The 14275-nt window shown below is 34.2% G+C and carries 10 protein-coding genes; 1 reads left to right on the top strand and 9 read right to left on the bottom strand.

The window, feature by feature from the left end; genetic code table 11:
• Window positions 1–36: 36 nt before the first annotated feature.
• The 6 genes from EOD40_RS14090 to EOD40_RS14065 form a co-directional block, all read right to left on the bottom strand.
• Complete coding sequence (locus EOD40_RS14090; RefSeq protein ID WP_128196613.1) at window positions 37–924, bottom strand: alpha/beta hydrolase; 888 nt, start codon at window positions 922–924, stop codon at window positions 37–39.
• A 199-nt stretch (window positions 925–1123) separates the two neighbouring features.
• A complete protein-coding gene (gene uvrA / locus EOD40_RS14085) occupies window positions 1124–3955 on the bottom strand; it encodes an excinuclease ABC subunit UvrA (protein WP_128196611.1) in 2832 nt (943 codons plus the stop codon).
• 108 nt (window positions 3956–4063) lie between these two features.
• Complete coding sequence (locus EOD40_RS14080; RefSeq protein WP_128196610.1) at window positions 4064–5026, bottom strand: tetratricopeptide repeat protein; 963 nt, start codon at window positions 5024–5026, stop codon at window positions 4064–4066.
• Window positions 5027–5173: 147 nt separating this feature from the next.
• A complete protein-coding gene (locus tag EOD40_RS14075; RefSeq protein WP_128196608.1) occupies window positions 5174–6958 on the bottom strand; it encodes a chloride channel protein in 1785 nt (594 codons plus the stop codon).
• Between the two features lie 37 nt (window positions 6959–6995).
• Window positions 6996–7667: a DNA alkylation repair protein gene (locus tag EOD40_RS14070; protein WP_128196606.1), complete on the bottom strand. Its 672-nt coding sequence runs from the start codon at window positions 7665–7667 to the stop codon at window positions 6996–6998.
• Between the two features lie 2 nt (window positions 7668–7669).
• Window positions 7670–8254, bottom strand: a complete 585-nt coding sequence (locus EOD40_RS14065; RefSeq protein WP_128196604.1) for an acyl carrier protein phosphodiesterase — start codon at window positions 8252–8254, stop codon at window positions 7670–7672.
• A gap of 99 nt (window positions 8255–8353) precedes the next feature.
• Here EOD40_RS14065 and glmM point away from each other — a divergent pair, with 99 nt between their 5' ends.
• Window positions 8354–9748, top strand: coding sequence for a phosphoglucosamine mutase (gene glmM / locus EOD40_RS14060; RefSeq protein ID WP_128196602.1), 1395 nt, complete (start codon window positions 8354–8356; stop codon window positions 9746–9748).
• Window positions 9749–10066: 318 nt separating this feature from the next.
• Here glmM and EOD40_RS14055 read toward each other — a convergent pair whose 3' ends face one another.
• From EOD40_RS14055 to EOD40_RS14045, 3 genes are read right to left on the bottom strand one after another with little or no spacing between them, the layout of a single operon-like run.
• Window positions 10067–12574 (bottom strand): TonB-dependent receptor domain-containing protein, encoded by a 2508-nt coding sequence (locus tag EOD40_RS14055; RefSeq protein WP_231129633.1) that lies wholly within the window; start codon window positions 12572–12574, stop codon window positions 10067–10069.
• Between the two features lie 13 nt (window positions 12575–12587).
• A complete protein-coding gene (locus tag EOD40_RS14050) occupies window positions 12588–13502 on the bottom strand; it encodes a FecR family protein (protein WP_128196599.1) in 915 nt (304 codons plus the stop codon).
• A gap of 58 nt (window positions 13503–13560) precedes the next feature.
• The gene (locus EOD40_RS14045; RefSeq protein WP_128196597.1) at window positions 13561–14076 is read right to left on the bottom strand and encodes an RNA polymerase sigma factor; all 516 of its coding nucleotides are present in this window, start codon (window positions 14074–14076) and stop codon (window positions 13561–13563) included.
• Between the last annotated feature and the right edge of the window lie 199 nt (window positions 14077–14275).

The following is a 14275-nucleotide window of genomic DNA, read 5'->3' as shown; positions in this document are numbered from 1 at the left end:
ATTTATTAGCCACTGCTTTGTCAGTTTGAATTTTGTTTATTTTTTGTAAATATCTAATAGCCAGTTGTTAAAGCTGTTTTTCCACATTTCAACCGAGTGTCCTTCGTTATAAGCTAATCCAAATCCGTGGTCTCCTTTAGAGTAAACATGTAATTCAGATTTATCGACTTGTTCAACAACAGCAGATAAAAATGGGAGAGCACGCTTTAATGTCCATTTTTTATCATCTCTGGCTATAGCCATAAAAAATGGAGGTAAAGTTGATTTGTCTTTTATATTTTCAAGTAATTTTAATTTATCTCCCGCATAAATTAAACCGACAAAAGCTGGTTTCCAAGGCATTTTTTCGCTAACCGTTGTAAAAGTCAACCATTCCGATATAAATCCACCTGCTGAAAAACCAAGTATGCCTATTTTGTCTTTGTCAAATTTTAATTTATCGGCTAATCCTATCATTGTCATTACACTCGCATTTACATCCTTTTTAAGTTCCTCAAAATAGACTTTTTCCATCGGGATGATAAACTTACCATTTGCATCTTTTTTGTTGGTTCGATATTTCACAACCATACAAGTTATTCCTTGACTGGAAAGCCATAAAGCTAAATCGGTTCCTTCTTTGTCAACCCAATTAGTAACAAAACCACCACCGGGGAAAATGATTGTTGCTATGTTTTTGTTATTTGTTTCGGCTGCCGGGAAAATCATATAGGTAGGTTCGGAGATATTGCTAAAAACACGATTTTTTTGTGATAGAGAGCCTGGTTTTACAAGAGAATCGACATAGCTTTCTTTTTGCTCATGAGTAATTGGATTGTCTTTTATTCCATTTGGAAATAAAGGGATTTCTTTAGGTATCTGACCTAATGCTAAAATGCTTTGTAATAAAATAAATAAGTACAGAGAGGATTTAATTTTGTTCATGGTTAATTGGTTTGTTGAATCGTTTATTGTTTGATATACATTGTTTTATAGAATTTAAATTTCAAATATATTGAAAATAATTGTAGATAAAACATAAATAATTAATACTCTTTTTACGATAAAAAAAGCTGCCAGTTAAAAACGGGCAGCTCAATTTATTTTCTAAAAAAGACTGAATTTTCCTTTCTTTGGAAGTAAATTAAACCAATTCTTTCTTCAAAAACTTGGCGGTATAACTTTTCTTGTTGTTCATAACTTCTTCGGGAGTTCCTTTGGCAACTACAGTTCCACCACCTTTTCCTCCTTCGGGACCAATGTCAATGATGTAATCAGCTAGTTTGATAACGTCCATATTATGTTCGATAATCAGGATGGTATTCCCTTTATCTACTAATTTATTGATAACTTCCATTAATACCCGAATGTCTTCAAAGTGCAAACCTGTAGTAGGTTCGTCCAGAATATAAAAAGTATTTCCAGTATCTTTTTTAGACAATTCACCCGCCAGTTTGATGCGTTGTGCTTCACCACCGGACAGAGTAGTACTTTGCTGTCCTAATGTAATATAACCTAAACCTACATCCTGAATGGTTTTTACTTTGCGGTGAATTTTTGGAATATTTTCGAAAAAAGGAACAGCTTCGTCTACAGTCATATCCAGTACATCTGAAATAGATTTTCCTTTGTATCTAATTTCCAAAGTTTCGCGGTTAAAGCGTTTTCCCTGACAAGTTTCACATTCGACATAAACATCGGGTAAAAAGTTCATTTCGATTGTTCGCACTCCAGATCCCTGACAGGTTTCGCAGCGTCCGCCTTTGACATTAAAGCTAAAACGACCAGCTTTGTAACCTCTAATCATACTTTCGGAAGTCATGGTAAACAAGTTTCTGATTTCCGAAAAAACATCAGTATAAGTTGCAGGATTAGAACGTGGTGTTCTTCCTATCGGGCTTTGGTCAATATCAATTACTTTGTCGATATGTTCCAGTCCTTCAATTTTTTTGTATGGCTGTGGTTTTTTTACACCGTTGAAATAATAAGCATTCAAAATAGGATAAAGGGTTTCGTTAATTAAAGTTGATTTTCCACTTCCTGAAACTCCGGTCACACAAATCATTTTTCCCAGAGGAATTTCTATCGAAACATTTTTTAGATTGTTTCCTGTAGCTCCGCTTAATTTCAAGGATTTTCCATTCCCTTCACGACGCTTTTTCGGAATTTCAAATTTCATTTTCCCATTAAGATATTGTGCTGTAATGGTATTGGATTTCAGGGTTTCGGCAGGAGTTCCCTTGCTGATGATTTCTCCTCCATATTTTCCTGCTTTCGGACCAATATCAATCACATAATCGGCACGTTCAATCATGTCTTTATCGTGTTCAACTACGATTACCGAGTTCCCAATATCACGCAATTGTTCGAGAGAATGTATTAGTTTTTCATTGTCTCTTTGATGCAAACCAATACTTGGTTCATCCAAAATATAAAGAACACCCACTAATTGCGAACCAATTTGAGTAGCTAATCGAATGCGTTGCGCTTCACCACCTGAAAGTGATTTGGAGCTTCGACTTAAAGCTAAATAATCCAAACCTACATTCATTAAGAAGTCTAATCGATCCTTAATTTCTTTGATTACTTCTGAAGCGATGCGGCGTTGTTTATCAGACAAATGTGAATTTAAACTATGAAACCATTTCGTTAAATCAGAAATATCCATATCGCACAATTCGGAAATGTTTTTTTCGTCTATTTTAAAGAATAGGGCTTCTTTTTTTAAACGAGAACCTTCGCAAACGGGACAGCGTATTTCGTCCATGAAATCTTTTGCCCAACGTTTAATAGTTGTTGAACCGCTTTCGTCGTGCTGGTTTTTAATAAAATGAGCAATCCCTTCAAAGTCTATTTTGTAATCACGGGCAACACCCAGATCTTTAGAGTTGATGGTGAATTTTTCTTTACCGCCGTTCAAAATCATTTCCATCGCTTCTTCTGGAATGGTTTCTATGGCATCGGTAATTTTAAAATCATATTTCTGTCCAATGATTTCCAACTGTTTAAAAATCCAGGATGATTTGTATTCGCCCAATGGCGCAAAACCACCCGCTTTGATGGATAATTTAGGATTTGGAATAATCTTTTTGACATTGATTTGGTTAACAGTTCCCAGTCCGTTACAATGTTCGCAAGCTCCTTTAGGGGAATTGAAAGAAAATAAGTTGGGTTCCGGATTTTGATAGGATATTCCAGTACTTGGACACATTAAATTCCTACTGAAATAACGCACTTCATTAGAATCCTGATCTAAAATCATTAATACATTTTCGCCGTGATGCATGGCGGTATTGATGCTTTCGCTCAAGCGTTTTTCGTTATCCGGTGTTGGGTCAACTACAATGCGGTCAACCACAATTTCGATATCGTGGGTTTTGTAACGGTCCAGTTTCATTCCTGGAGTAATATCCAGAATGTCTCCATTAACACGTACTTTTAAGAAACCTTGTTTGGTAATTTGTTGAAATAATTCGCCATAATGTCCTTTTCTGGCTCTAATGACAGGAGCTAGGATATTGATGCGTTTATTGGTGAAATCCTGTATAATCAGGTCTTTGATTTGCTCGTCAGAATAGGAAACCATTTTTTCTCCCGTATTGTAGCTGTAGGCATCGGCGCCACGGGCATAAAGCAATCGCAGGAAATCGTAAATTTCGGTAATGGTTCCCACGGTAGAACGCGGACTTTTAGATGTTGTTTTTTGTTCGATGGCAATAACAGGCGAAAGTCCGTCAATTTTATCCACATCAGGACGTTCTAAACCTCCCAGGAACTGTCGGGCATAAGCCGAGAAAGTTTCCACATAACGACGTTGTCCTTCAGCATAAACAGTGTCGAATGCCAAAGATGATTTTCCGGAGCCGGAAAGACCTGTGATTACAACTAATTGTTCCCTTGGAATGGAGATATCTATATTTTTAAGATTGTGAACTCTAGCGCCTAAAACGTCAATGGTGTTGTCTTTTTCTAACATAATTTTAGCAAAAAAGCAAAGTTACCATTTTGGTTTGTTCTTTCGATACAACAGTTTAGAAGTTTTTGTTAAATCAAGGATCTTAATTGAGGTTTTGAATTTTAATAGTTATTTATTAACGTTGATATTGTTATTTTTTAAAATTTCGAAAAATTTATCTTCTTTACCTTCTTTTTTTAAGTTAGCATAGATTCTTTGAATTAAAGTTTGTGCATCAGTTCTATAAGGCGATTTCATATCAGAATATATATTGTAAGCTTTGCATAAATTATCCAATCCATTTTCAAGATCATTAAGGCTAAAAGCATATACATTTCCTATTCCATAATAAATTTCAGGATCTTTAGAATCTAATTCTGCTAGTTTTTTATAAGTTTCAATAGCCTTATGATACTCTTTTTTATATTGATAAACAACTGCAATATTTTGCAGAGGCATGGTTCCGTTAGGATCAATTTCTAATGATTTTTGGTAGGCGATAAAGGCATTGTCATAATCTTCTAATTTGCGATATGCTAATCCCATGTTGTCATAAGCAAATGCAAATTCAGGGTCTATAGCGATTGCTTTTTTGTAATGCTCAATGGCTTCTTTGTTGTTTTCTTTTTTAGCAGCAGCAATTCCAAGATGATAAGCTTTCATTGCTTCTTCATTTTTAGAAACCGATTTCTCTCTTAAAACATCATTAACGGCAAGTGTTTCTTTTAAAGCATTGCAATTAGCCATTAAGTATTCTTCAATGGTTGCGTAGTTTTTTTTGTATTCAGCTGAATTTTTATCGGTATTGAGGTTAATGTTTAGCTGTTTACTTTTGTCTTTATCTGAAAGATTGATGTTTTTAAGACTTAAGCCTAATTGATAAACTCCAACCACATTATCGATGCATCTATTGATTTTAGAAGCTATAATTTTCGTTCTAAGATCTCTTGTTGGAATAGAATCAATGCAAAGACAAGCTTGATCTGATAACTCCTTTAAAAATTCATTACTATCAAAAGTTGTGTTTTTATTTTGAGAATAAATAAAAGAATAAAAGAAAATGAACAAGTAGGTAAGTGTGTGTTTTTTCATGTTAAAAATATTTAAACTCAAATCTAATATTTTTTTTGATATAAAACACAATTACTTATAAACTTCAGAAGTTTTGTAATATATAAACAATAAAGAGAAAACGCCAACCGAAGTTAGCGTTTTTTCTTTCTTAAAATGATATCAAATTTATTCGATAGTCATCGATTTTAATTTGGCCCGATAGGCTTCTAGTGCTTCCGATTTTGAGATAAAACCAAAGTATTTTTCGTCTTTGATAACGGGTAGAAAAGTTCTTTTTGTTTTTTCAAATTTGTCCATAACCACTTCCATGCTATGAAATGGATAAATAATATCGGCTGGTGGGGTCATAATATCTTTGACCAAAGTGTATTTTACACGGTATTTATTAAAAATGATTTCGCGAATATCATTAAAATGAATTACGCCTAATAAATGTTGTTCTTTGTCAACGACTGCAAAAACGGATTGATTGGAATGCGATATCAAATCGACCAATTTTTCAAGGTTTTCGTCAGGTGAAAGGGTTAAAAAATCAGTATGAATAATCGAATTGGTATTTAATGTTGCTAGTACATTAGTGTCTTTATTATTGGTAAAAGCATGCCCTTTTTGTACTAAGCTTTTTACATCCATCGAATGTTTTTCGAATGTTTTTGAAATCGCAAAACTAATTGAAGCTACAATCATTAATGGAAGCATGAGACTGTAACCGCCTGTGATTTCAGCTATAAGGAAAATGGCCGTTAGCGGTGCATGAAACAATCCGCTCAAGATTCCGGCCATACCTATCATTGTAAAATTACTGATAGGTAAATGGGTTAATCCTGTTAGATTGAACGCTTTTGCAAAAACATAGCCTACATAAGAACCCATAAAAAGGGAAGGAGCAAAATTACCTCCATTTCCTCCAGAGCCCAAAGTAATGGAGGTAGCAAAAACTTTCATCATCATCGTTGCAGCCACAAAAAGTAGAATAATCCATCTGTTGTTCTGAAATGAACTAAACAAGGTGTTTTCCAGTAATTCCCCGGCATTGTTATCGGCAAGTGTTCGGATGCTTTCGTATCCTTCGCCAAAAAGTGTTGGGAAAATAAAAATAAGCACGGCTAATATCGAAGCTCCTAAAAGTGCTTTTTTGTATGGATTTAACCTGAGATGAGAGAAAAAATGTTCGGTTCTTTGGAAATTTCGGGTGTAATAAATCGATATAAATCCGGTGCAAACTCCAAGTAAAACATAAAAAGGGATGTTATGGTAATCAAATTCCTTTTGCTGTTTTACGTTTAATAAAATGGTTTCATCAAGAGTAATTACAGAAACCAAAGCTCCGGTTGCTGCGGCAATCATGATAGGAGTAAAGGCTGAAATACTAACATCAACCAATAAAAATTCAATGGCAAATAAAACTCCTGCAATTGGGGCGTTAAAAGCCGCACCAATACCTGCAGCTACGCCACAACCTATAAGTAAGGTTCGGTCTTTATAGCCTAGTTTGTAATTTTGTGCAAAATTAGAACCAAAGGCAGCACCAGTTATTACAATTGGGCTTTCTAATCCGGCGGAACCACCTAAGCCTACTGTTAAGGAGCTGGTTACAATTTGTGCATACATTTGTTTTCGGGGAATAATACTCGCTTTTTTTGCAACTCCATATAAAATTTGCGAAGTCCCTTTTTCGATAGTACCTCCCAGTAAACGCTTAATGACTAAAGCTGTCAATAAAAGTCCGGCAATGGGCAAAATACTGTTGATGAAACTGAGTTTTAGAATTTTATTAATATTGGTAGCAAAAATAAATACCCAGTGTGCAAAGGATTTTAAAACAATTACGGCAATGGCCGAGCTAATACCCACTAATACACTCGAAAGGAAAATAAATTGTTTTTCAGTTAACAACGATTGCGCTAAACCAATTATACTTTCTAATTTTGAAATATATTTTTTGAACATTATTGTGTTTTTTTGAAAGTGCTAAATTACTATTATTTCAGGCATCGGTTAAATTTTTGAGTGCTTCTTTTCGGCTTAAAGGCTTTAAGTTATTAACCAAAACAAAATTTTTAACTGCTTCAGAATCTGTTTTTGCATATTCTCGCAAAGCCCATCCAATGGCTTTTTGGATGAAAAATTCTGTAGAAGATTGATGCTGAATGCAAATGGTTTTTAGTAATTCAAAATCGGTTTCTTTTTTGTAACCCAATTGGAATAAAATAGCACTTCGGTTGAGCCACATATTATTCGAATTAGAAAATTTCTCAACAGTTGTTTCTATGCAATCAGGAAATTCAATTAAATATTGGCCTAAAATATATTTGGCAATTGTGTCCACGCTATCCCACCAGGAATTTGTGATAATCAGTTTCTCAATGAATTCAATATCGTCTTTTTGGTAATTTCCTTTGAGTTCTTTTATTAGAATTTCAATGGCGCAATAGTGTAATTCCCTTTGCCCTTTTGCGTAGAGCGCTGAAGCAATTGCTCTGGTATTTTCAGTAACTTCTTGTTTGTTTTGTTTCCAAATTTCTTTAAATAATTCTCTCCTTTCGTTGGTTTTAATACCATAAAAAGGAAATTTATTTTTCATGTATTTTGCCATTGGCAATGCGTTTTCGGGATTAGTATTTTCCTGGAAAGCATTTTCTAATTGATTTATAAACATGTTTAGAGTGACATTAATTTTTGTTTACTGTAAGTTCTCAGTTCTTCGAAAAAAGTGATGAATTCCTGTTCAAATTGAGAATAGTACTCTTTTAGTTCTTCTGAAGCAAAACGCATGTTGGATTCGTTTCCGGTTCGGCGATCCATTCGGGTTAAAATCTCATGGATTCCCTCAATGCTTTGATAGCTCGAAAGCCAATTTTGTGTTTCCATATACGGCAGAATTCCTTTAGCCCTTTCGCTAAGTAAATCATGGTTTATCCGCATTGATTGGTAAAAACGGGCTATATATTCTTCTAAATCTTCCTCCGAATAATTCGTCCAGTTTTTAGCTAAGAAATGATCGTAAAAAATATCTACAATTACGCCTGCATAATGGTGGTAACGTTCGTGCAAACGTTTTGTGCTTTCTCTGAAAACAGGATGTGCATCGGTAAAAGTATCAATGGCTCTATGCAGTAAAATTCCTTTTTGAATTTCTTCGGAGAAATTTTCAAATTGTTTTCCACGGATACCATCGGCCATAAAATTGCCAATTTTAATAAAATCATTGTCTCCCGAAAGGTAGATGTGTGCTAGAAAATTCATTCGTCTAAAATATGAATTCTAAATGACTTTTGTAAGCAGTCAATTATTATATTTGTGTCCAATTTATATTAAATTACTTAAAATTTTAAAAATAAGAGGATGACTTTAATAAAATCGATATCAGGAATTCGTGGAACTATTGGCGGAAAAGTAGGGGATAACCTGACTCCGGTAGATGCAGTGAAATTTGCTTCGGCTTATGGAACCTGGTTGAAAAACACTAATGGGAAGGATAATAAGAATTTAAAGGTTGTGGTAGGGCGTGATGCCAGAATTTCAGGACCTATGATTCATAATTTGGTAGTCAATACTTTAGTAGGTTTAGGAATTGATGTGATTGATTTAGGGCTTTCTACAACGCCTACGGTTGAAATTGCTGTTCCTTTAGAAAGTGCCGATGGTGGAATTATTTTGACAGCTTCCCACAATCCAAAACAATGGAATGCCTTGAAATTGCTGAATGAAAAAGGAGAATTCCTTAATGGTGTTGAAGGAGAAAAGATTCTTCAAATAGCCGAAGCGGAAGCGTTTGATTTTTCGGATGTGGATAATTTGGGTGAAATCATCGAAAATGATGCTTATATGGATATTCATATCGATGAAGTATTAAACTTGGAATTGGTAGATGTTGATGCAGTGAAAGCGGCTAAATTTAAAGTAGTTGTTGACGGTGTGAATTCATCCGGAGGGATTATTATTCCGAAATTGTTAGAATTAATGGGGGTTGAAGTTGTAAAATTATACTGCGAACCAAACGGACATTTTCCTCATAATCCGGAACCATTGAAAGAGCATCTTAAGGATATTTGCGATTTAGTAGTTGAGGAAAAGGCACATCTTGGAATCGTTGTTGATCCTGATGTGGATCGTTTGGCATTTATTAGTGACGACGGTGAAATGTTTGGTGAAGAATATACTTTGGTAGCTGTTGCCGATTATGTATTGAGCAAAACTCCCGGGAATACAGTTTCTAATATGTCTTCTTCGCGTGCTTTGCGCGATGTGACTAATGCACACAGCGGAAGTTACGAAGCGAGCGCAGTTGGAGAGGTGAATGTAGTGGAATTGATGAAGAAAAACAATGCAGTCATTGGTGGTGAAGGAAACGGAGGAATCATCTATCCTGAGTCACATTATGGTCGTGATAGTTTGGTAGGAGTGGCTTTGTTTTTAACACATTTGGCAAACAAGAACATGAGTGTTGCTGCTTTGCGTGCTTCGTATCCTGAATACTACATGAGCAAAAATAAAATTGAATTGACTCCACAAATTGATGTTGATGCGATTTTAGTTGCCATGACTGAGAAATACAAGAACGAAGATATTACCACTATTGATGGTGTGAAAATTGATTTCGCTAACGAATGGGTTCATTTAAGAAAATCAAATACAGAACCGATTATTCGTATTTATACCGAAGCACCTTTGCAATCACAGGCAGATGCTTTAGCTTTAAGAATTATTGACGAAATTAAAGCGATAGCAGGAATTTAATTGCTGTTTATATAAATTTAAAAGCCCTTTCAAATTTGATTTTGAAAGGGCTTTTCGTTTTATTTATTGTCCATCTTTTTGATGATTTCTTTTAATAAGTCATTGTGTTCCTGTTTTAAAATTAGAAATTTATTTACCCATTTGTAGATAACATAGAGAATTCCGGTAATTATCCCGATGTAAATAAATAATATTAAAAATGGAAAGAAAGCAAAAATACCCATAGTGAAAAAATTAAGTTGGTTAAAGGTTGATTTTAGGAAAATAATCCTATTCTCAAATGTAGCTTATTTTTTTGTAATAAGTTTCTGAATACAATTAAAAATTAACCCTAAAACTCACATTTGGCGTAAAGCCTAAAGATTGATTGCTGACTTCGATTGCTTTTTCGGTGTTATTTGGATCCACTTTGTAGTATCTGTTGATATAGTTTTTTTCGTTGGTCAAATTTATAATTCCGGCACGAAGACTTGCTTTTAATTTTTGGGTAAAATTAAGAGTATAGCTTAATGAAGTATCTATACGAAGGAAATTATCTAAGTTTTGGCTATTGGGAGCATCATAATTTACAAAAGTATTATTTCCGTTTTGTACGGTTTCATCTCCTTCGACCGGTTTGGTATAAGGTAATCCTTTGTGCCAAATTCCTCCAATCGAGATTTTTAAATTATCCAGAATATTATAATTAAATCCCAGTGTAAACGAATGACGGATATCTACATTGTTAGGGAAAGTTGATGGAATAAAACTTTCAAAATTATAGTTATTGATGCTATATGTATAACTCAACCAGCTGCTGTATTTTTTAGTTGTTTTGTTTATCAAAAATTCCACGCCATTATCGGTATAACTTCCGTGGGCTTTTTTGTATTGGAAATTATTGTAAAAGCCCTGGTTTGAAGCTGTAATTCCGTCAACCATTTTATAAAATCCTGTAAGTTCAATATTCCAGTCGTTTTGACTGAATTCCAGTCCTAACGAAGCCTGTTTGCTTTTTGCAATTGGAATGTCTTTGTTGTTGACTAATTGCCAGCGTCTTTTTTCAACACCCAGAAAATCATCTTCAAAATCGATGATTTGTGTCGTGGTTTGGTTCTTAAATTCGCCTTCTATTTTTAATGCCAGTTGGTCAGAAAATTTTTGTCTGAAATTAATTCTTGGTTCGAACAGCAATTTTTCGAATTTTTGAAAATAGTTCAAACGCATTCCTAATCTTAAATAGGTATTGTTTTTATTGTATTCCGTTTCCAGAAATAGGGCATGGTTTAGCAAAACATCTTTTTTGGTGCTTGAATAGAACGGAGTACTTACACGTGTTTGGTTGAGCATTCCTGTTTCGGTGATTTGATAACCCGCTAAGAATTTCATATTTTGATTCCTGTCATAATATAAATTCAGCTTAGTACCTGTTTCTAAAACTTCGTTAGCTTCGGTTAAAAGCTGGTCGGTAGCCACACGATAATCGCTGGCATCGATATTATATCTTGAAAAATAGGTACTAAGTTGGCTGCTGAATTTATTAGTCCATTGTGCTTTCCAGTTTCCACCGTAGCCCAGGTTTTTTTGCGAAAGCGTACTTGCTTTAGATTGGCTTTGGTTGTTGTTATTGTTTTCAGAATAATTCAATTCATTATTAATCCCGATGATATTGGCTCTAAATTGATGTTTATCGTTCAAATCATAAAGGATTTTAGCCGTGTAATCGTAAAAATAAAAATCAGAATTGGTGTTTTTATCCAAATTGTTAGCGTTGATTTCGCTATCCTGAAAGCTTTTTTTGTAATATCTGGTATAAGTTGGCGTGTTGACCATATCGGTTATCGAATGTCGGGTTGAAAGGTCTATTTCCAGATTTTTTGCTAGCGGAATTTCTACAAAGGCATCTCCGCTAATAAGATTGATGCCAGCTCCGCCTGATATGTTATTTCTTATTTCGTTATTGGTAGTCATGTTAACCGTACTGGAAACGCCATCGCTGTATTCGGCACTTGTTCCATTTTTAGTAACAATTACTTTGTTAGTCAAATTGGGATTGTAAGCCGAAATCAATCCAAAAAAATGTCCTGAATGATACATTTTGATGTTATCCCAAAGCATTAGATTTTGATCGTTAGTTCCTCCGCGCACATTAATATTGGCAATGCTTTCGTTACTGCTTTCAACACCCGGTAGTGTTTGAATGGATTGAAGAATATCAGGTTCGGTTAGTCCCGGAAGGATTCCGAATTTCTTAGTGTTTAAAACAGTACTTCCGTCAATGTTTTTTTGCAAACCAGAGGTTAGGAATACATTAATTAAAACGGGGTTTAATTCTTCTTTTGTGGATTTTAAAAAGATGTTTTTGCAATTATTTTTATCCGTCGAAAAGAACTCCTTGGCGTTAAATTCTTTGGTTTCGTAACCCAAATAAGAAATTATAATTGTAGCATCAATAGCGACATCTTTTAAATTGAAACTGCCGTTGTTTGAAGAAATAGCTCCAGCCGGACTGTTTTTGATTCGGATAGTTGCGCCGGGAAGTGTTGTGTTAGAATCTTCGGTAAGCACAACTCCGCAAATACTAATGTTTTTGTCTAATCTGGAAATGGTAATGTACCGACTGTCTAGTGCTTTGAAATTAAGTGGTACATTGGCATTTAAATAATCAATAGTTTCCTGAAGATTTAAGGAGGTTGATGGTCTTTCAATAGCAATATTGGCAATATCCTCTACAGCATAAGAAAATTTTATATTGTATTGTTGTTCAATGGTTTTTATAATAGTTGCCAAAGGAGTTTTGTTAGTGCTTTTTTGTGCCCAACAAATACTCCCAACAAATAAAAACATATAAAAAATCCATTTATTGACCTTCATATTTATAAAATATTACGGTTTTACCTTTTATCTTATAGCTTAATTGTAACGGAATGGTAATGGCTTCTAAGGCTATTTTTTGATTGGTATGAGTAAAACTTCCGGTAAAAAGTTTAGAAGTATCAACATCCTGAGCTTCTATTTTGATATCATATTGACGCTCTAATTCGGCAATAACCTGATTTAAAGGAATGCGTGTAAAACTGGATTCTTTTTGTAACCAGGATGGAGTTTCGGCATCAAAATCATCCGTTTTTTCAATTTGTTTGTTGATTACCCTAAAGGTTTTTCCTGGAGGTAATTTTACGGTATTGGCATTGTAAGTTACGCTTACTAAACCTTCGTAACAACTTACTTCATAATAATTGTTGCGTTGTTTGACATCAAAATGTGTTCCCAGTACTTTTACGACACCATCAGCAGTTTTTACACTAAAGGTTTTTCCTTTTTGAACCTGAAAATAAGCTTCTCCTTCTAAGGTTAAATCTCTTTTTTTGTCCCAATTTTTTTCATTGAAAGTGATTTTGGACGAAGCATTCAATAATACTTCCGAATTATCCGGAAGTTGAAAGCTTTCTGTTTGTGCAATTCCGGTTTGAAAAGATTGGTTGGTATTATAAAATAAAAAATAAGCCGAAGTTAAAAGCACAGTGATAACAGCCGCAACTCTAAAGATGGTTCTAAAGTGTAAAGTTCTAACCTTAGATTCTTTTTTAGTAAGCTTTCTGTTTTTTAATGCAGCCAAAGCCTGTTGCGCATCTACTTTTGGAGTTGCCAGGTGGGCAGAATAATGGGCTATCTTTTCAAGTGTTTCAAAATCTTCCGATTGTTTTAAATCCTCGATTTCTTTACTGGAAAGTTCGCCGTTAAGCCATTTTAATATTTCTTTTTCCTTTTTCATTAGTTCTCGCTATAGTGATAAGACAACTCAACTGTTTTTTACCCTACTATTCAGTTAATTAAATATTTTCGATTTGCTCTTTTAGAATTTTTAAGGCGCCCGACATTCTTTTTTCGACTGCTTTCTGGCTGATACCTAATAAATCGGCAATTTCTCGGTATTTTTTTCCGTCAATCCTGTTCATTAAAAAAACCTCTCTTTGCGCTTCACTTAAAGAGGCAATTGCTTTTTGCAGTGCATGTTTGAATTCTTCTTCTTCTAAAAGGTATTCGGGACTTTGATTGGTTCTGTCTAAATAAGGTGTTTCTTTCGCAAAATCCATAACCACCTTTTGATGTTTAATGGTATTGAGAAATAAATTATTTACGGTGGTAAACAAATAGGTTTTTACTTTAGTAAAGTCAATTTGGGAGCAATTTTCCCAAATTTTAGCAAAGGCATCCTGGACTAAATCTAAAGCGGCATCACTGTCGCCCGATTTGTAGTAGGCAAAATTAGTAGCCGATTGCACATTTTTTATATAAAATTCGCTAAAATAAGATTCTTCGCAAAGATTGTTGTTTTCCTTACTCATTCTTGTTGTAGGATTGGTTTAGGGGTTTTGTAAAATTAGATTATTTTTTTGAAATTGGAACTATTTGAAAAAATGTGTTTTTTTAATGTGTTTAAAGTAGTTGTAAATCAGTTTTTTACAAAATATTTGATATTTTTATTTTTTTTAGGGTAGGGAAAAAATGTTTTCTGTTGTCTTACTAATAGAAATGCGAATAAAT

The sequence above is a fragment of the Flavobacterium sufflavum genome (assembly GCF_004016525.1).
Classification (GTDB): domain Bacteria; phylum Bacteroidota; class Bacteroidia; order Flavobacteriales; family Flavobacteriaceae; genus Flavobacterium; species Flavobacterium sufflavum.
Note: the sequence above shows the minus strand (reverse complement) of the source record. Positions and strands in the feature narration are given on the sequence as shown.